Genomic DNA, 18,582 nt, shown 5'->3' with positions numbered 1-18,582 from the left:
CGTCAGGCGCCCGCGGTGGGGTTGGCCGCCCGGCTCTCGGTGCTGAGCAGCACGATGACGGCGCGCTCCCCCATCGCGACGGCGCTGCGGCGCGCCGGGTCCGATGCGACAGTGCGAACGCCGGCCAGCGACGATGCGCCGCACGGTCCGGCATCCACGCCGAGGGCTTTCAAGTCATGTACCGCCTGGCGGGTCGCGTCCTCGGAGACGGTGACCGCAGCATCCAGCCCCTTCTCCAGGTAAGGCCACGAATTCGTCGACGGGGTGCCGCAGTTCAGTCCGGCCATGATCGTGTACGAGGTCGGGACGGTGGTCAGCGCCTGGTTCTTCAGCGAGACGATGACGGATGGCGCGTTCACCGGCTCCACGCTCAGCACGGCCGGCGCCTCGGGCGATTCACGGTAGTGGCGGATGCCCGCCTCGGCCAGCGATCCCACCCCGACCGGGATGGCGACCAGGTCGGCGGTCTCGATTCCCGCTTCCCGGAGTTGCGCGTCGGCTTCGACGAAAATCGTCGAGTAGCCGTCGACGATCAACTGCGGTATTTCCGTGTAGCCGGGCCAGGCGGTGTCCTGAATGTGCAGCGCTCGAGCACCGGCCTCGGCAACCCAGGCTCGCGCAGCCTCGACCACCTGGTCGTACTCCGCATCCACTCCGACCACGTGTGCGCCCTCGGACTCGATGGCGGACCATGCGTCCTTTGACAGGTAGGCGGAGACGAAGATGCGGGAGGGCAGACCAAGCAGGCGCGCCATGTGGGCGACCGCGCGGCCATGGTTTCCGTCGGTGGCGGCGACCAGTGTCACCGGGTCTTCGCCGGCCAACCTGGCACGCAACTCGTCGAAGCCGAGCGCCACGTCAGGCGACCCGACTCGCGCCGAGAGGATACGGGAGACCGCGTACGACGCACCAACCATCTTGAATGCCGGCAACCCGAACCGCGACGACTCGTCCTTCACGAAAACCCGCCCGACGCCAAGTTCGGCTGCCAGCGAAGGCACCTCGGTGAGCGGGCTCGGCCGGTACCCGGGCAGGCTGCGGTGAAACTCCTGGATGGCGCTCGGGACGGGCTCGGTGCGCCAATCGCGCGCATCCGGATTCGAATAGAACTCCTCGGTCATGATGCTTGAACTCCTCCGCAGTAGTCGGTGATGACGTCGGTCAGTACCTGGGTGACGGTTTCGAGGGAGCGCAGGGTCACCCATTCCGTTGCGGCGTGCGCTCCACCGCCATCGACGCCGAACAACAGGCACGGGATGCCCGCCTCGGCGAGCAGCGCGCAGTCGGTCCAAAAAGGCTCGCCGCGCCGAACGGCGGGGAGACCCGTCACTGACTCGACGGCCGCCAATGTCGCCTGCACAATGGCTTCGGACTCATCCGCCTGGAACGGATGCCGTTCAATGCCGCGAGAAATGGCGTACCGGAACTCGGGTTGCACCGCCCGGATGCCTTCGAGCATCCGCCTCAGTTCTGCCTCCACCGTGTCGGCGTTCTCGCCCGGGACCGTCCGGCGTTCGATGGATACCGTGCAGCGTGCCGGGTAGCTCGAGAGTTCCTCCCCGCCCGTAATCATCGAGGCATGCACACTGCCAGGCCCGAGCACCGGATGCGCGGGGCCGGCCGCCAGGGAATCAGCCCACTTGTCGATCTCGACCAGCAGGTAGCCGGCCTTCGCGATCGCGTCCACGCCGAGGTCGGGACGGGAGCCGTGCGCCGCCACCCCTTCGATGGTCACGTCGAACCAGGCGAATCCCCGGTGGGCGAGCGTGACCTCGAGGTGGCTCGGCTCGGTGACGATGGCGGCGTCCGCGGTGAATGATCGCAGCACCTCCTCGGTGCCTGCACTGCCGTATTCTTCGTCTGCGACGAGGGCGAGAATAATGTCGCCGGCGTGCGGTCGGGCCGCGGCATCAGCGGCGGCCACCATCATCGCGGCCATGCCGCCTTTCATGTCGAAGGCGCCGCGGCCGAACATGCTGCCATCGCGAATCACCGGCTCCAGCGGGTCGCCGTCATACCCGGCAAGGGTCACGGTGTCGAGATGCCCATTCAGCATGAGGCTCCGGCCACCGCCCGTGCCTGCCGCGATCGCGACGATTGACGGGCGGCCAGGGCGCTCTTCCAGCCGATGGATCTCGAAACCGCGCGCCCCGAGCCAATCGCCGACGTGGTCTGCGATTGCCGACTCCCCCGCAGCGCCCGGAACCAGGTCGGGATTGCTCGAATCGATGGCGATGAGTTCCGCCAGAAGCCCAGAGCTCGGTGTGCCTTCGTTCACGAATGTCCTCCCGGCTCCCACCATGGCACGCAACTCAGCGTGAAGTCGCTCGTCTCACGCGACTCGCCGTGATGCGCAGCTCAGCCGAACCAGAGGGCCAATTCGCGCTGAGCCGACTCCGGTGAGTCGGAGCCGTGCACCAGGTTCTGCTGCACGCGCAGGCCCCAGTCGCGACCAAGGTCACCGCGGATGGTGCCCGGCGCAGCCGTGGTGGGGTCTGTGGTGCCGGCCAAGGACCGGAAACCGTCGATCACACTGTTGCCGACCACCCGGGCGGCGACGATCGGGCCGGACTCCATGAACTCGACCAGCGGCTCGTAGAAGGGCTTGCCCTGGTGCTCCTCATAGTGAGCGGCCAGTAGGTCGCGATCGGCGGTCACCATCTTCAGGTCGACCAGCGAGTAGCCCTTCGCCTCGATGCGGCGCAGGATCTCCCCGGTCAGGTTGCGTGCAACACCGTCCGGCTTGATCAGGACGAGTGTTTCTTCGACGGTGGCGGTCATGGGTTCTCCTTGGTCTGGGGGTTGGACTTGCTGGAATCGGGGGTGCTGGAAGCAGGGTTGTCAGAAGCAGGGTTGTCAGAATCGGCGGCGTTGCGACGGTCCAGGCGCCGACCGGCGTAGAAGCAGTAGATCCATAGGCCGGCGAACAGTGCACCGACGAAGAACATGGCCGGGAGCACGAAGCCGAACGCAATGAGCACCAGCTGGAGCGCGTGGCCGATCCAGACGCCCCAGGGCTTGTCCATCACTCGGCTGGCTGCCGCGAGGACGACGATGAGGCCGATGCCCACACTGAAGACAATGCCGGGCGGATGCAGGTGAAGACCGAAAGCGGTCATCATGACGAAGAACACCAACACGGCGTCCAGCGCCAGGACGATGGAGAGCAGGCTCTGGGTGGCAGAGCGCCTCCGGCGGGGCTTCGCTCCCGATGCCGCACTCATCGCATCCATCCCTGCCTGGCGGCCAACGCCATGGTTTCGCCGACGAGAGTGATCGAACCGGTGACCAGCACCGCTCGGGTGGTCGTCTCCCCCGCCCAGCGACGAGCCTCGTCGACGGCCTCTTCGAGGGTATCGAACTCGTAGGTGGCATCCGCCCCGGCAATGTCCCGAACCTGGTAGGCGAGATCGTCGGGCGAGATCGCGCGTTCGGAGCTCGACGTGGTCACGTGGAACCGGCTGGTCAACGGGGCGAGAGCCTGGATGATGTGCTCGGTGTCCTTGTCTTCGAGCACGCCCAGAACGATGGCGATCTCCTCGAAGGTGAAGTATTCGCCCATTGCCTCGGCGACCGCTTTCGCGCCGTGGGGGTTGTGGGCGGCATCCACGATGACGCTCGGCTCGATCCCAATCAGCTGGAGGCGGCCCGGGGATGTCACCGTTGCGAATCCCTCTGCGACGACGTCCTGCGAGATGGGCTGGCTTCCATCGCCGAGGAAAGACTCGACGGCGGCGATCGCGACTGCGGCGTTCTGGGCCTGGTGATGCCCGAACAACGGGAGGAACAGGTCCGGATAGGTTGCGGCGCGGCCCTTCACGGTGATCAACTGCCCGCCGACGGCGACCGAGCTGCTCACCAAAGAGAACTCCCGCTGCTGCACCGACATTGTCGCGTTGTTCTTCTCCGCCGCACGAGAGAGCTCTGAGAGGGCGTCCGCTGACTGCTCAGCGCTGACCACGATCGCATCCGGCTTGATGATGCCCGCCTTGGTGCGGGCGATCTCGGTGATCGTAGAACCCAGACGCGCCACATGGTCCAGCGCGATCGGGGCGAACACGGCAACCTGGCCGTCACCCACGTTGGTGGAATCCCACTCACCGCCCATGCCGACCTCGATGACCGCGACATCGACCGGGGCGTCGGCGAAACTGGCGAAACCGAGCACGGTGAACGCCTCGAAGAAGGTGAGCGGGAGTTCGCCCTCCTTCTCCAGCTCAGCGTCGACCATGGTCAGGTACGGTTCGATGTCACGCCAGTTCGCGACGAACGCCTCGTTGCTGATCGGCTCCCCGTCGATCATGATGCGCTCGTTCACCCGCACCAGGTGCGGGCTCGTCAGCAGACCGGTGCGCAGCCCGTGGGCACGCAGGAGGCTCTCGGTGATGCGGCTGGTGCTGGTCTTGCCGTTCGTTCCGGTCACGTGGATGATCGGGTACGCGCGCTGCGGGTCGCCGAGCAGTTCGACGGCCCGTCGAGTGGCGTCCAGTCGGGGACGGGGATTGGCCTCACCCACGCGCCTCAGGAGCTCGGCGTAGACGGCATCCGCTTCCCCCTGGAACAGGGCGTCGTCACCCAGCTCCGGGTCGTCAGTCAGCGGCTTCTTAGACATTCCTGGCTCCTTAGACATTGCTGGCTGCTCCTACCACGGCCACGTCAATGGTGACCCCACCTGAATTCGCGTATTGACCGGCCGCAACCTGCGAGCGGAAACCGCCGACCGGAACGGTCAGCTCTGGCGGGACTCCGGACGTGACAGTCACCTCGGTCGCCAGCGTCTCATCTGCAAGGAGGGTCTGGAAACCGGCGACAGCGGTCGCATCCGCCCCCAGCTCGAACACCAGGGACAACCGGATGCGGTCGCTCACCTGGTACCCGGCCGAACGCCTGGTCTCCTGCACGGCGCGCACCAGGTCGCGGGCGAGGCCCTCGGCTTCGAGCTCAGCCGTCGTCTCGGTGTCCAGAAGCACGAAGCCACCACCGGGCAGGAAGGTGATCGCACTCGAGTCATCGCCCGCAGTGAGCTCGAGGTCGAACTCCGCCGGCAGCAGTTCGATCCCGTCGACCGTGATCGTGTCTCCGGTCTGCTCCCAGAAACCCTCCCTGGCGGCCTTGATCACCTGCTGCACGGCCTTGCCGATGCGCGGCCCCGCCGCGCGGGCGTTCACCGAGAGCTTGCGCACGATGCCGAACCTGGTGAGGCTGTCCTCCACCAACGGCGTGAATTCGACCTGCTTCACATTCAGTTCGTCGCCGAGGATGTCTGAGAATTCCTGCAGCCGGTCGCCGTCGTCGCTGACCACGGTGAGCCTGGCAAGCGGGAGGCGAACGCGAAGTCCGGTCGACTTGCGAAGTGCGAGTCCGGCGGATGCGATCTCGCGCACCCGGTCCATCGTCTCGGCGAGCGAGTCGTCATCGGGGAAAAGCTCCGCGTCGGGCCAATCCTGCAGGTGAACGCTGCGCCCGCCGGTGAGGCCCTTCCAGACCTCCTCGGACACGAGCGGGATCAACGGGGCTGCGACCCGCGTGACCGTCTCCAGCACGGTGAAGAGGGTGTCGAAGGCGTCACGCCAGCCGGCTGAGCCGTCGTCGCCCGCCCAGAACCGGTCGCGGCTGCGGCGCACGTACCAATTGGTGAGAACATCCGCGAAGTCGCGGAGCTTGGCGGCCGCCATCGGGGAGTCGAGGGCTTCCAGGTCGCTCGTGACATCGCCGATCAGCTGGCGGGTCTTGGCCAGGAGGTAGCGGTCGAGCACGTGCGTCGAGTCGGTGCGCCAAACGGCCTCGTAGCCGGTTCCAGTCGAAGCGTTCGCATACAGCGTGAAGAAGTAGTAGCTGCTCCACAGCGGCAGCAGGAACTGGCGTACACCTTCGCGGATGCCCTCCTCAGTGACCACCAGGTTGCCGCCGCGGATGACGGATGACGACATCAGGAACCAGCGCATCGCATCCGCGCCGTCCCGGTCGAAGACCTCGGAGACATCCGGATAGTTGCGCAGTGACTTCGACATCTTCTGGCCGTCGCTGCCCAGCACGATGCCGTGACTGAGAACGCTGCTGAAAGCCGGGCGGTCGAACAGCGCGGTCGACAGCACGTGCATCGTGTAGAACCAGCCGCGGGTCTGGCCGATGTACTCGACGATGAAGTCGGCCGGACTGTGGTTGTCGAACCACTCCGCGTTCTCGAACGGGTAGTGCACCTGGGCGTACGGCATCGAGCCGGAGTCGAACCAGACATCCAGCACGTCCTCGATGCGGCGCATCGTCGACTGGCCGGTCGGGTCGTCGGGGTTGGGCCGAGTCAATTCGTCGATGTACGGACGGTGCAGGTCGGTCTCGCCTGCCTCGTTCTGCGGCAACCGGCCGAAGTCGGCCTCCAGTTCGGCGAGGGAACCGTAGACGTCGATGCGCGGAAAGTCGGGATTGTCGCTCTTCCAGACCGGGATCGGGGAACCCCAGTAGCGGTTGCGGGAGATCGACCAGTCGCGCGCGCCGGCCACCCACTTGCCGAACTGGCCGTGCTTGACGTTCTCCGGAACCCAGGTGATCTGCTCGTTCAGCTCGCCCATGCGGTCTCGGAACTCGGGCACCTTGATGAACCAGCTCGACACCGCCTTGTAGATCAGCGGGTTGCGGCAGCGCCAGCAATGCGGATAGCTGTGCTCGTAGCTGGCCACGCGCAAGAGCCGTCCGTCGGCACGAAGTAGCTGGGTCAGGGGCTTGTTCGCGTCGAACACCTGAAGACCGGCGACCGGCTCGATGATGGGCAGGAACTTGCCGCCCTCATCCACGGAAATGAGTACCGGGATGCCGGCAAGGCCGGTGACGATCTGGTCATCCTCACCGAAGGCCGGTGCCTGGTGAACGATGCCTGTGCCCTCACCGGTAGCGACATAGTCGGCGACCAGGATCTGCCAGGCGTTCTCGGTGCCGTAAGTGTCGGCATCCGCATAGAAGTCCCAGAGGCGGTCGTAACGCACGCCGTCGAGCTCCTCGCCCCGGATCGTGCGCGTCACGGCATCCGTCGCTGCCGCAGCCGACTCGTAACCGAGATCCTTGTGGTACGCCGCGACCGTGTCGGCCGCCAGCAGGTAGTCGGCCACGCCATCCGCGGCCCCATCGCCGGCGCCCAGCGGTCCGGCCGGAACAACCGCATACTCGATCTGCGGTCCGACAGCGAGGGCCATGTTCGTCGGCAGGGTCCACGGGGTGGTCGTCCAGGCGAGCGCGCGGACAGCAGTCAGCCCCAGCGCCTCGGCTTTCGGCCCGACCAGCGGGAAGGTGACCGTCACGGTCTGGTCCTGGCGCATCTTGTAGACGTCGTCGTCCATGCGCAGCTCGTGGTTCGACAGCGGGGTCTCATCGTTCCAGCAATACGGAAGCACGCGGAAACCCTCGTAGGCGAGATTCTTGTTGTGCAGCGTCTTGAAAGCCCACAGCACCGACTCCATGAAACCGGGGTCGAGGGTCTTGTAGTCGTTCTCGAAGTCGACCCAGCGCGCCTGCCGGGTCACATACGCCTGCCAGTCATCGGTGTACCTGAGCACCGATTCGCGCGCCGACTTGTTGAAGGCGGCGATGCCCATCTTCTCGATCTCGCTCTTCTCGGTGATACCGAGTTGGCGCATGGCCTCGAGTTCTGCCGGCAACCCGTGGGTGTCCCAGCCGAAACGACGGTGCACCTGCTTGCCGCGCATGGTCTGGAACCGCGGGAACAGGTCCTTGGCGTAGCCGGTGAGCAGGTGCCCGTAGTGGGGAAGGCCGTTCGCGAACGGCGGGCCGTCGTAGAAGACCCACTCCTCGCATCCGTCTCGCTGGTCGACGGAGGCGCGGAAGGTGTCGTCCTGCTTCCAGAAGGCGAGGACGCCGGTCTCGATGTCGGGGAAGCGCGGGCTCGGGCTCAGCGGCTTCGGAGCGCCGTCACGGGCATCCGGTGCGGTTCGCGGGTAGGTCATGTCACTCCTGGCAGGAACTTCGTCTGCACGAGGGCGGTGAATGAGCTTCCCATCCATCGCGGTACCACCCCGCTTGCCAGGCGTCACCGCCTGACCGCTTGTTCTTTGGCTGTGACGGGCCAGACCCGTTCGGTTCTACTGGGTTGCTCCCCTGAGGTTGGCAGCTGTTCTTCCGAAGGCTCCCCGGTGATGGCCGGATCGATGCCTATCCGCCTACTTTAGCCGATCGGTTCGCGAGCCGATCAACGCTGCGAGAACGGATGCCGCGGTGTCGGCATCATCGACGGTGACCACGAACTTCTTTCCGGACGCCCGCGTCACCTGTACCGCGGAACCGGTCCGCATGATGATCCCGGTTCGCCCGGCGCCGTCCAACCGCCAGCCCCATCCACCGAATTCAGCCGTCGGACTCACCTGGACCGCGTTGACCTCGGCGATCTCGCTCAGCGGGATGACCATGCGCGGCCAGCCGAAAACACTCACCACGCGGAGGCCGCGGCGGTCTGCCGTCACCGTCCACCAACTGGTCATCAGCGTGAGCAGGGTCACCACGATCAATGAGGCGAGGGCAAACCCCAGTGCCTGGGGCGCGGCCACCGCCGTGAACACCGCCGTCGCAACAGTGATCAACACGATGCCTGAGACGAAGATGATCACGCGACGGGACAACCGCACGCTGCGGGACCAACTGACACGCTCACCGGGCGCCAGGGTCAGCGGCTCCGGTTCGTCGGCCGGAATGTCGACACGGCCCGTCTTCGGCAGGATGAACCACGCCCCGACGGCCAGCACGAGGCCGGCCAACGCCCCGGCGAGCATCAGCCATCCGATGTCGGCGGCCTCCCTTGCGTCGTCCAGTCCACGCTGCGCCTCGATGGATCCGCCGATTCCGATGCTGAGCAGCGCGCTGAGCCACAGTCCGGTCGCCAGCACGAACTTCTGATTCCAGGTCAGGAGTCCGCTCTCCAGTGTCTTCCAGGCTGCTCCGACCGCAAACGCCGAGTACAGCAGGGTCAAGCCACCAGGAAGCAGCACCATCGGCCATGCCGGGCCGAAACCGTCCGGCCCCGCGCCGCTCCAGTGCACCGCGATCGGGTCGGGCAGTTCCGGCAGCCAGCCGATCATCAACACGGTTGTGACGACGGCGATCATCAGGGGCAATGCGCCGCCGACCAGGAGAGCCAGCCGTCGCGTTCGCCGCTGCTGATCGGCAGGGGTGGTGGTCATTGGTAGGCCTCTCGGATCAGGGCAGTCAGGGTGGTCGGCGATACGTCGAGTTTCCGCGCCTCGTCGACGACCGTGCGAATGGCGCCACTGAGGTCGGCGTAGTCGGCGGCCCGGTCAGTGACGATGGCGCCCCTGCCGCGGCGCAATTCGATGAGCCCCTCGTCACGCAGCAATTGGTAGGCGCGCAGTACCGTATGCACGTTCACGTCGAGGGATTCGGCGAGTTCGCGGGCGCTGGGGAGCCTTTCACCGGCCGCCACCCGTCCGGTGATGGCGGAGGCGCGGATGCTGGCGGCAAGCTGGTCGAACAGCGGAACCGCCGAGGAGGCATCGACGCGAATGAGCATGAACCAAGCATAGTTGTTCTAGTGCTAATAGATCAACTTGTGTTGCGAGCATCCGCTCACTACAAAGAATCGGCCATAGTTTGTTTGATTTCCTCCCAACCACCCCGGAGCGCGCCTCTACTATGAATTCATCCCCACAATCTGAAGCATTCGCCGAACGCTGAAAGGAGAGTCGCGTGTCGACCCTCGCTGTAACGCTTTCTCGCCCCACCCTCGCCGATCGCGTGATCTCGCGCAGCCTGGCCACCGATGTCGTCCTGGTCGCCGCGGGCGCCGCCTTGACCGCGGGTGCCGCCCAGCTCGCCATCCCGCTCTGGCCAGTGCCGATCACCATGCAGACGCTCGCCGTACTGCTCGTCGGCAGCAGCCTCGGTGCGACCCGTGGTGCCGCCTCGATGGCCCTGTACCTGGTGCTGGGTGCGATCGGCCTCCCGATCTTCAGCGACGGCGAGGCCGGGTTCGCCGTACTCTTCGGCTCAACCGGCGGATACATCGTCGGCTTCGTGTTCGCCGCAGCACTGACCGGCTGGCTTGCCCAGCGCAACTGGGACAAGAAGTTCCTCGGCGCAGGATTGTCGTTCCTGGCCGGCACCGTCGTCATCTTCGCGTTCGGCCTGGTGGGACTGTCCCTCGCACTCGGCGGAACCCTGGAGCAGACGCTCGCCTGGGGCCTGTACCCGTTCATCATCGGCGGCATCGTCAAGGCGGCCATCGCCGCCGCCCTGATCCCGGGAAGCTGGAAGCTCGTCAACTGGCTGGACAGCCGCAAGAAGTAGTCACTTCTTCGTAACAAACGGGTCGCAATCGCGCTGATTGCGGCCCGTTTGGTTTCATCTGCGTCAATGACGGTGAGAAAACCCGTAGCATTATTGGACTGAGTCAAACAATCTCCCGTCACCCGTCAAGGAATTCCATGCCGTTGCACACGCCTGCCCACACCCGTCGCCGCCTCATCACCACCGCCGCAGGGCTGGCCGCATTCGCACTGCTGGCGACCGGATGCTCGGCATCGCCTACCGCGTCGAGCGAACCGGTCGCAGGTGGCACGCTGGTGTACGCCACCGGGGATGCCGAACCCACCTGCCTCGACCCGCATGTGGGAGGCAACTACCCTCAAGCGCTGGTGGCCACCCAGTACCTGGAATCGCTGGTCTCGAAGAACGCGGACGGGGAGATCATCCCCTGGCTGGCAACCGAATGGACTCCAGCCGAAGACGGCTTGAGCTGGGAGTTCACGCTCCGCGACGACGTGTCGTTCACCGATGGCACACCACTGAATGCGGAAGCAGTGCGGGCCAACGTCGCGCACCTCCTCGACCCGGCAACGGCATCCTCCACCGGCTATCTGGCCCTCGGGAAGGTCGCATCCACCGAGGCCGTCGATGAACAGACCGTTCGCTTCAACCTGAGTGCACCAGACAGCGCGCTGCTCGACTCCCTGTCGATGCCGTGGCTGGCAATCCAGTCTCCCGCCGGCATGGAGCGTGGCATGGAGGCCAACTGCGAGAGCCCGATCGGCACCGGGCCGTTCGTGGTCGATGGGTGGGCCAAGCAGGACTCAATCACCATGGTGCGGAATGAGGATTACAACTCACCTCCCGAAGATGCCGCCCACGACGGTGTCGCCTGGCTCGACGAGATCGTCTGGCGTTTCATCCCCGACTCGGCCTCACGCTATTCCGCTCTGCAGGGCGGGCAGGTCGATGTCATCGACAACGCCCAGCCCAGCAACATCGCGGCGGCGGAATCGATCGGGACCATTACCGAGTTGGATGCCCCGAGGCCAGGTGCATCCAACCGCATCGAGCTGAACTCCGGTAAGGCTCCGTTCGACGATGTGCGCGTTCGCGAAGCATTCATCCGTGCCGCCGACGTCAACGACGGCATCGATAGCCTGTTCTTCGGCACCGCAGGGCGCTCGTACTCCGTGCTCTCCAGTGTCGAGGCGCTCGGAGTTTCTGGCGAGGAACACTTCTCCGTGAACCTCGATGAGGCCAATGCGCTTCTCGATGAGGCCGGCTGGACCGAGAAGGACAGCGAAGGCTATCGGGTCAAGGACGGCGTGCGCCTGAGCCTCGACTTCCCGGTGAGCACCAACCAGTCGATCCCCGCCGAGCAGTCCTTATTCGAACAGATTCAGGCAACGGTGAAGGCGGTCGGCTTCGAGGTCAACCTCAAGCCACTGGATCTCTCCAGCTGGTATGGCGCCCTCTTCGTGAACGAGTACAACCTGGTGAGCGCGCCATATACCAAGGTTGGACCAGACGTGCTGCGCATCCTGTTCCACTCCGACTCGATCGTGCCGGCACCGAGCGGATACTTCGCGAACCTCTCCCAGTTGAGCGACCCTGAGGTGGACGCCCTCCTCAGCAAGGCCAGCCAGGTCTCCGACCCCGCAGAGCGTGCCAGCCTGTACGAGGAGGTGCAGCAGCGGATTCTCAGCGGCTATTACGTACTGCCGCTCTACGACCAGCAGAACCACTTCCTGGTCGGCGATGCAGTCAACGGCTTGCGGGCGATGCCGACGGTGTCCACCCCCACCTTCTACGACGTCTGGCTGAGCCGGTAACGTGCGGTGGGTCGTCAGCCGTGTGCTCGGCGGCGCCTTCGTGCTGTGGGCGGTCGCCACGCTCATCTTCTTCGGCCTGAGGCTGATCCCGGGCGATCCGGCTGAAGCCATCCTCGGCGGCCCGGGTTCCCAGGCTTCGCCGGAGGCCCTGGAAAAGGTCCGCAGGGACTACGGACTCGACCAGCCGCTGCTCGTCCAGTATGTGCAGTCGATGCTCCGGTTGCTCAGCGGTGACCTCGGGTCGTCCTACGCCTTGAAAGCCGATGTCGCGGCCCTACTGGGGGAACTGTTCTGGAGCACGCTGGTGCTGACCGCCTTGTCCCTGATCGTGGCCTGGGCGCTCGCGCTGGTGTTGGCCACCTGGGCGACCCGCGGCGGCAGGGCGGCCCGCATGGTCGGCTCCGGCATGGAGATCGTTGCCGCCGCGGTGCCGCACTTCTGGCTGGCGTCGCTGTTCATCCTGTTGTTCAGTTCGGCGTTGCACTGGCTGCCGCCGATCAGCGTGCCCGGGCCGCTCGGCCTGGTTCTCCCGGTGCTGACCCTCGCCATCCCGCTCGCCGGCTTCCTCGGCCAGGTGATGCGGGAGTCGCTGGCGGATGCGCTCGAGTCGCCTTTCGTGCTCTCCGCACGGGCCCGCGGCGAGTCGGAGACCGGTGTTCGCTGGAGGCACGCCATCCGCCATGCCGCCCTGCCAGCGATCTCGCTGTCCGGCTGGGCATTCGGGTCGCTCATCAGTGGCGCGGTCGTGGTTGAGACGGTGTTCGCGCGCCCCGGTCTGGGTCGCAGCCTGCTGAACGCGGTCACCATTCGCGATGTGCCGATGGTCACCGGGGTGGCGCTGGTCTCGGCTCTTGCCTTCGTGCTGGTCACCATCGCCACCGACGCGGTGGACCGCATCGCCGACCCGAGGCTGAGGTCGTCATGAGCCTGACGGATGCGGAGGCGACACAGAGTGGTGCGATAGCCCGACCGACGACGAAGGCTCGGCCTGGTTCGCGGCCGACGGTCGGGGAAGTGGTTTCCCTCGCCGCTCTCGCCTTCCTGGCGCTGTCCGCCATCGTTCCGGAGTTGTTCACCTCGGTCGATCCGCTGGCGATCAACCCGCGGGAGGCGTTCCAGGCGCCGAATGCCGCCCACTGGTTCGGCACTGACGAGTCTGGCCGCGACGTCTTCTCCCGCACTATCCACGGCGCGAGACCGTCGTTGCTGATCGGGGTGGCGGCCACAGCCATCGGGATCGGTCTGGCGCTGGTGCTCGGGATTCTGGGCGGGCTGGGGCCGAAGCCGGTCGACTACACCGTCACTCGCGTCGGTGAAGTGCTGTTCGCGCTGCCCGGTCTGCTGCTGGCGCTGATCTTCATCGCCATTGTCGGGCCCGGCATCGTGACTTCCACGATCGCCGTCGGCATCTCGGCCGCACCGGGCTACGCGCGCATCATCCGCTCCCAGATTCGTGCTGTCCGTGGCGCCCCCTATGTCGAGGCGGCGACTGTGCTCGGCAGGTCGCGGTTCACCATCCTTCGGCGGCACATCCTCCCCAACGCGGTGGCACCGGTGTTCGTTCTGGCAACGCTGGGGGTCGGGCAGGCGATCGTCTGGGCGTCGTCGCTCAGCTATCTCGGACTGGGCGCGGTTCCACCTGCCGCCGAATGGGGTGCGATGCTCTCGGCCGGGCGCACCTACATCTCGAACGCGTGGTGGCTGACCGTGTTCCCTGGGTTGTTCATCGTTCTTGCCGCCGGAGCGGCAACCTCGCTGGGTCGCAGCCTGCAGGCCAGGACCAGGCAGGTGGAGCAGTGAACCCGGTTGTCTCGGTGCAGAAACTGCGGGTGGCGTTCGGCCAGTCCGCCCGGCAGGTGGTGGCGGTCGACGGCTTGTCGTTCGAGTTGGCTGCCGGGGAGTGCCTGGCGCTGGTTGGTGAGTCCGGTTCGGGCAAGAGCGTTACTGCGCGATCTCTGATCGGTCTCGCTGGCGCCGGAGCGCGAGTCTCCGCCGACCGGTTGCAGGTGGGCGAGCACGCGATCCTTGAGCTTCGGCAAGGCGAGCTCCGCAGCATCCGTGGCAAAGAGGTCGGGTTGGTGCTGCAGGATGCGCTGGTGTCCCTGGATCCGCTGCGGCCGATCGGTCGCGAGATCGACGATTCGTTGCGGCTGCACACCTCCCTGTCGCCGGCAGCGCGGCGGACGCGGGTGCTGGAGTTGTTGGAGTCGGTGCGGATGCCGCAGCCGGAGCAGCGGATGCTGCAGCGCTCAGGTGAGCTGTCTGGCGGGCTCCGTCAGCGGGCGTTGATCGCATCCGCTATCGCGCTGAATCCGGGGCTGCTGATCGCCGATGAGCCGACGACGGCGCTCGATGTGACGATCCAAGCCCAGATTCTCGACCTGCTGGCGGAGTTGAAGGATGCCGGTACGGCACTGTTGCTGATCAGCCACGATCTCGCTGTGGTCAGTGGTGTCGCCGACCGGGTCGCGGTCATGCAGGACGGCCGCATTGTCGAGCAGGGTGAGACCGCCGAGGTGCTCGGTTCGCCCACGCATCCGTACACGCGTGCGCTGATAGCGGCTGTGCCGTCGGCGCACCGACGGGGCGAGCGGTTGTCTGCCGAGCCGGCGCGGACATTGGAGGCGGATGTTCGGCCGAAGGCCTCCTCGCAGCCTGGGTCGCTCGTGCTGGAGGCGACGGACCTCACCAAGGAGTTCGCGCTGCGTCATGGGCGTCGGTTGCGGGCCGCTGACCAGGTGTCGCTGCAGTTGCGTGCTGGTGGGACTCTCGGCCTGGTCGGTGAGTCGGGTTCCGGCAAGACCACTGTGGCGCGGATGATCCTCGGTCTGACCGAGCCGGATGCCGGTGCCGTGACGCTGTTGGGTGAGCCGTGGGTTCCGCTTCTGGAGCGTGAGCGGCGTGGCCGGCGGGCGCTGCTCGGTGGGATCTACCAGGATCCGCTGAGCTCGTTCGATCCGCGGCACACCGTCGAGCAGGTACTGACTGACGCGGTCACCTCGGGTCGGAGCATCCGTGATGCCGGTGCGCGGAAGCGTGTCGGGGAGTTGCTGGATGCGGTGGGCTTGCCTTCGACCGTGGGTTGGAGGCGTCCGTTGCACCTGTCCGGTGGGCAGCGGCAGCGGGTGGCGATCGCCCGGGCTCTCGCGGCGAATCCGCGGATCATCGTCTGCGATGAGCCGGTGTCTGCTCTGGATGTCTCGGTGCAGGCGCAGGTGCTCGACCTGTTGACTGACCTGCAGCGTGAGCTGGGTCTCAGCTACTTGTTCATCTCCCACGATTTGGGTGTGGTTCAGCACATGAGTGACACAGTGGCGGTGATGCGGGATGGCCGTATCGTCGAGACCGGTGTTGCGGCGGAGGTCTTCGACTCCCCTGCCCACGATTACACCCGCCAACTCGTTGAAGCAGCCCCACGTCTGCCCGAAAGGACCGAGTAATGAACAATGTCCCAGCCGCCAGAGGGCGACCGCAGTCGGCTTCGCGGGAGTTGCTGCAGGAGGCGGCGCTCGAGTTGTTCCTGGAGAACGGTTTCGCGGGTACCACTGTTGAGCAGATCACCACGCGTGCCGGGGTGAGTCGTAACACCTTCTTCAACTACTTCACCGCCAAGGGCGACGTTTTCTGGGTGGAGCTGGACGATTCGCTGAGCAGGCTGGCGGATGCCCTCGCTGATGGGGCCACGGATGGGTCGCCGATGCAGGCGGTGCTGGATGCGATCATCCGCTTCGGGCGCGAATTCGGCCCCGATCGCGTTCCGCTCGCCCTGACCCAATACGAGTTGATCGGGAGCGTCAACGAGCTGCAGGCGTCCGCGTTGACACGATTCACCCGGCAGTCGGCTGTCATTCGCAGTTTCCTGGTGTCACGAGGGTTCGACCGGTTGCTGGCCCAGACGGCGGCTTACGCGGCGCTCGGTGCGGTGATCGCGGCTGGTCTGGAGTGGGCGGATGCCGGGACGAGTCGTGGCGAGGTTGAGCCCTATCTTCGTGCGGCGTTGGCCCCGGTGGTCGCCGGGTTTGACAGCATGGGGTGATGACCCAGAAGAACGTGCGGACCTGGTTGCGGGAACTGCCTGTATTTCCGGATGCTGTCGCGCCTTTCGACACAGCGACCTTGCCCCAGGACCCCACCACCCTGTTTCTCGACTGGCTCGAGAATGCGGCTGCTGCCGGACAACTTGCTCCCCATGCCGCTTGCCTGTCGACGAGCCGTGCTGCAGCAGTGCCGAGTGGTCGGTTTCTCATATTGAAAGACGTCGACGAGCGAGGGTGGCAGTTCGCGTCTCACCGCACCAGTCCAAAGGGCTTGGACTTGCGCGAGAACCCGGTTGCGTCGCTGACGTTCTTCTGGCCCGCGACGGCGAGGCAGGTGCGGGTTTCTGGTGCGGTGAGCGAGTTGCCTGCGGAGGAGTCGGCACAGGACTTCCTCGCCCGCCCCATCGGTTCTCGGGCTGCGACGCTCGTCGGGCGCCAGAGTTCTCCGTTGGCTGACCCGGATGCGTATGGTGCTGCGCTCGATGCGGCGCTCCGGGAGCTCTCCGGGAACCCGGAAACGGTCGACAGCGACTGGACCTTGTATGCGCTGAACCCGTCCCGCGTCGAGTTCTGGCAGGCATCCGCCGGTCGTGATCACACTCGGGTTCTGTTTGAGCGGCGCGATACAACGTGGGAGAAGACGCTCCTCTGGCCGTGATTGCACCACACCATGGAGAGTCCGTTAGGGAACGTAATACTTTTTGCCGTCCTGGCATCCTTGGTCCTGGCGACAGCCGTACCCTTCCTTTTCTTCTCGAACCGTGTGAGGAACATCTATTCGCGGATCTTTCCTAATGAGCCAAAGCATTTTTGGAGTGTTCGGGCGCCCGGGATTGCCGTCATCCGTTTCGGCGGGGTCTTGATGGCAATTAGCGGCCTCGTGGCACTGTATGGATCGATCTACTGGGCATCCAAGCTCGAGAAGCACCTATCGCCCGAGCCACCCGCATCGGAAAGCAACCGCAGCTCTACAGCAGATCCGCTCGTCGAGTCTTCGACTTGGTGGCGACTCGCCACGGGCCATCCCACTCGATCCAGGGTGGTGCCTTGATCTGGGGAACGCCGGCGACCATCCGGATCAGCCATCCGGAGGTCTCGATACTTCGATGGTGGAACCAGCACAACAAGACACCGTTGTCTGTATGAGTGGGGCCCACCCTCCGCATCCGGGAGCACGTGGTGGATCTCCGTCCAACAGGCGGGAATATTGCACCCGGGGATGATGCATCCGCCATCCCTAAGGGTGATCGCCTTGCGTTGGGCCGGTGTGAAACACCGCTGCGGCGAACCGAGCTCGATAATTCGACCCGTTTCATCGAACCGGACCGTCTGGGTGCCTCCGGTGCAGATCGCCTGCTTGACCGTGCGGAACGAAACCGGGGAGTCAACCCCGTCGATCCAGCCTGCACCACGGCCGCGCGCCAGGTCTGACTCGCGAACGCTGACCAGCACTGTCGGCGCGGCGCCACCGATCGTCGGCGCCTCACCACTGCGGGCGAACGAGTCGACCATTGCAGCCACCACATCGTGACGCAACTGTTCCGGCGTGCGAGGGTCTGCCTCGAGCTTCTCTTCCGCGAGCTCCTCATCGCGAAGGAACGCCGGTGCTGACTTTGGCGACTGGCAGGCATCGAACATCCGGATGAACTTGCCACCGATCTCGGGCATCAATGCGTACGTTCCGCACAGAAGCCCGCCGCGCTCACGCGGAAGGCTGAAGCCTCGCTTGCGCATCATCCGCTCTTCTGAAGGCTCGAGGCCGTCGGGATCGAGAACCGACTTCCACACCTGCGCCTGCGCACGGATCTCATCGGCGGGACACGGTACGGGAGAGTCCGGCGAAGCCCCTGTCGCGGCCGCAACCAGCTCAGCTTCGGCGGCGCCGATCTCATCGATTGCAGCGTTGTCGATGATGGGAACCAAACCGGCCAGAATCGCCTGCGCCGAGTCGAAACCGAGGGTGCCTGCCTCCAGTGCCGCCGCGATCCGGGGGAAACGAGGTGAGAACTCAATGCCCGAAAGAGATAGCTGTGAACGCGTCTGCTCGCCGAGCTTGATCCGGCCGCGAGCGGATGAGGCGGATATCCGGGTGACGCGGGTCACAAGTTCTGCCGCACTGGCGCAGCCTTTCTTGGCAGCCAGGGAGTCAGACCCGAGCGACGCCCGCGAGCGCTCAGCGAGTTCGCCGGCGCACCCCACACGAAGCGCATCCACCTGGCGTCCCAGACGCTCGGTGGAGGCCGTTGTGGTCAAGAGAGCAGTGTCGTCGGCGGAGCGCACAGTAAATGGGAGCACTTCGGTGAGCGCAGCCGAAATCGCGTCGACACACGCGGCGGAACCATCCGCGGTGTCGAACTTGATTACGATTTCTGGCATATCAATATTCTCTCACTGTCGTTGTTAATTGCGAAGGGGTCTCAGCAATCTGTGGAGAAGATCTTGACGGT

The 18,582-nt window shown here is 65.6% G+C and carries 16 protein-coding genes; 7 read left to right on the top strand and 9 right to left on the bottom strand.

Annotated features, from left to right (window positions below):
* Positions 1 to 2: 2 nt before the first annotated feature.
* The 8 genes from ACX3O0_RS03145 to ACX3O0_RS03110 form a co-directional block, all read right to left on the bottom strand.
* The gene (locus ACX3O0_RS03145; protein WP_459106770.1) at positions 3 to 1,121 is read right to left on the bottom strand and encodes a pyridoxal-phosphate dependent enzyme; all 1,119 of its coding nucleotides are present in this window, start codon (positions 1,119 to 1,121) and stop codon (positions 3 to 5) included.
* Entirely contained in the window at positions 1,118 to 2,278 is a 1,161-nt protein-coding gene (locus ACX3O0_RS03140; RefSeq protein WP_459106769.1) for an ArgE/DapE family deacylase, read from the bottom strand. Before ACX3O0_RS03140 ends, ACX3O0_RS03145 begins: the two co-directional genes overlap by 4 nt.
* 80 nt (positions 2,279 to 2,358) lie before the next feature.
* Positions 2,359 to 2,781, bottom strand: coding sequence for a nucleoside-diphosphate kinase (ndk, locus tag ACX3O0_RS03135; RefSeq protein WP_459090928.1), 423 nt, complete (start codon positions 2,779 to 2,781; stop codon positions 2,359 to 2,361).
* Positions 2,778 to 3,224 (bottom strand): DUF4233 domain-containing protein, encoded by a 447-nt coding sequence (locus tag ACX3O0_RS03130; RefSeq protein ID WP_459106768.1) that lies wholly within the window; start codon positions 3,222 to 3,224, stop codon positions 2,778 to 2,780. Before ACX3O0_RS03130 ends, ndk begins: the two co-directional genes overlap by 4 nt.
* Positions 3,221 to 4,612 carry a bifunctional folylpolyglutamate synthase/dihydrofolate synthase gene (locus ACX3O0_RS03125; RefSeq protein ID WP_459106767.1) on the bottom strand — a complete coding sequence of 464 codons (1,392 nt, stop codon included), beginning with the start codon at positions 4,610 to 4,612 and terminating at the stop codon, positions 3,221 to 3,223. Before ACX3O0_RS03125 ends, ACX3O0_RS03130 begins: the two co-directional genes overlap by 4 nt.
* 10 nt (positions 4,613 to 4,622) lie before the next feature.
* Positions 4,623 to 7,955 carry an isoleucine--tRNA ligase gene (gene ileS / locus ACX3O0_RS03120; protein WP_459106766.1) on the bottom strand — a complete coding sequence of 1,111 codons (3,333 nt, stop codon included), beginning with the start codon at positions 7,953 to 7,955 and terminating at the stop codon, positions 4,623 to 4,625.
* Positions 7,956 to 8,168: 213 nt separating this feature from the next.
* Entirely contained in the window at positions 8,169 to 9,182 is a 1,014-nt protein-coding gene (locus tag ACX3O0_RS03115; protein WP_459106765.1) for a hypothetical protein, read from the bottom strand.
* Entirely contained in the window at positions 9,179 to 9,529 is a 351-nt protein-coding gene (locus tag ACX3O0_RS03110) for a GntR family transcriptional regulator (protein ID WP_459090918.1), read from the bottom strand. The genes ACX3O0_RS03115 and ACX3O0_RS03110 overlap by 4 nt, the downstream gene beginning before the upstream one ends.
* A gap of 176 nt (positions 9,530 to 9,705) precedes the next feature.
* On the opposite strand from ACX3O0_RS03110, the gene ACX3O0_RS03105 reads away from it, so the two are divergent.
* From ACX3O0_RS03105 to ACX3O0_RS03075, 7 genes are all read left to right on the top strand, one after another.
* Positions 9,706 to 10,305, top strand: coding sequence for a biotin transporter BioY (locus ACX3O0_RS03105; RefSeq protein WP_459090916.1), 600 nt, complete (start codon positions 9,706 to 9,708; stop codon positions 10,303 to 10,305).
* 137 nt (positions 10,306 to 10,442) lie between these two features.
* The gene (locus ACX3O0_RS03100; RefSeq protein WP_459106764.1) at positions 10,443 to 12,098 is read left to right on the top strand and encodes an ABC transporter substrate-binding protein; all 1,656 of its coding nucleotides are present in this window, start codon (positions 10,443 to 10,445) and stop codon (positions 12,096 to 12,098) included.
* 1 nt (position 12,099) lies between these two features.
* On the top strand, positions 12,100 to 13,023 hold the full coding sequence (locus tag ACX3O0_RS03095) for an ABC transporter permease (protein ID WP_459090912.1): 924 nt from the start codon (positions 12,100 to 12,102) through the stop codon (positions 13,021 to 13,023).
* On the top strand, positions 13,020 to 13,898 hold the full coding sequence (locus ACX3O0_RS03090; protein WP_459106763.1) for an ABC transporter permease: 879 nt from the start codon (positions 13,020 to 13,022) through the stop codon (positions 13,896 to 13,898). The genes ACX3O0_RS03095 and ACX3O0_RS03090 overlap by 4 nt, the downstream gene beginning before the upstream one ends.
* Positions 13,895 to 15,538 carry a dipeptide ABC transporter ATP-binding protein gene (locus ACX3O0_RS03085; protein WP_459106762.1) on the top strand — a complete coding sequence of 548 codons (1,644 nt, stop codon included), beginning with the start codon at positions 13,895 to 13,897 and terminating at the stop codon, positions 15,536 to 15,538. The genes ACX3O0_RS03090 and ACX3O0_RS03085 overlap by 4 nt, the downstream gene beginning before the upstream one ends.
* Complete coding sequence (locus tag ACX3O0_RS03080) at positions 15,538 to 16,134, top strand: TetR/AcrR family transcriptional regulator (RefSeq protein ID WP_459090906.1); 597 nt, start codon at positions 15,538 to 15,540, stop codon at positions 16,132 to 16,134. Before ACX3O0_RS03085 ends, ACX3O0_RS03080 begins: the two co-directional genes overlap by 1 nt.
* A complete protein-coding gene (locus tag ACX3O0_RS03075; protein ID WP_459106761.1) occupies positions 16,134 to 16,793 on the top strand; it encodes a pyridoxine/pyridoxamine 5'-phosphate oxidase in 660 nt (219 codons plus the stop codon). The genes ACX3O0_RS03080 and ACX3O0_RS03075 overlap by 1 nt, the downstream gene beginning before the upstream one ends.
* Positions 16,794 to 17,035: 242 nt before the next feature.
* Here the strand turns inward: ACX3O0_RS03075 and ACX3O0_RS03070 are convergent, their stop codons facing one another.
* Entirely contained in the window at positions 17,036 to 18,511 is a 1,476-nt protein-coding gene (locus ACX3O0_RS03070) for an HNH endonuclease signature motif containing protein (protein ID WP_459106760.1), read from the bottom strand.
* Between the last annotated feature and the right edge of the window lie 71 nt (positions 18,512 to 18,582).

This window comes from Homoserinimonas sp. A447, assembly GCF_054489325.1.
The sequence above is the reverse complement of the archived record's forward strand: the minus strand, read 5'-3'. Positions and strand labels throughout refer to the sequence as shown.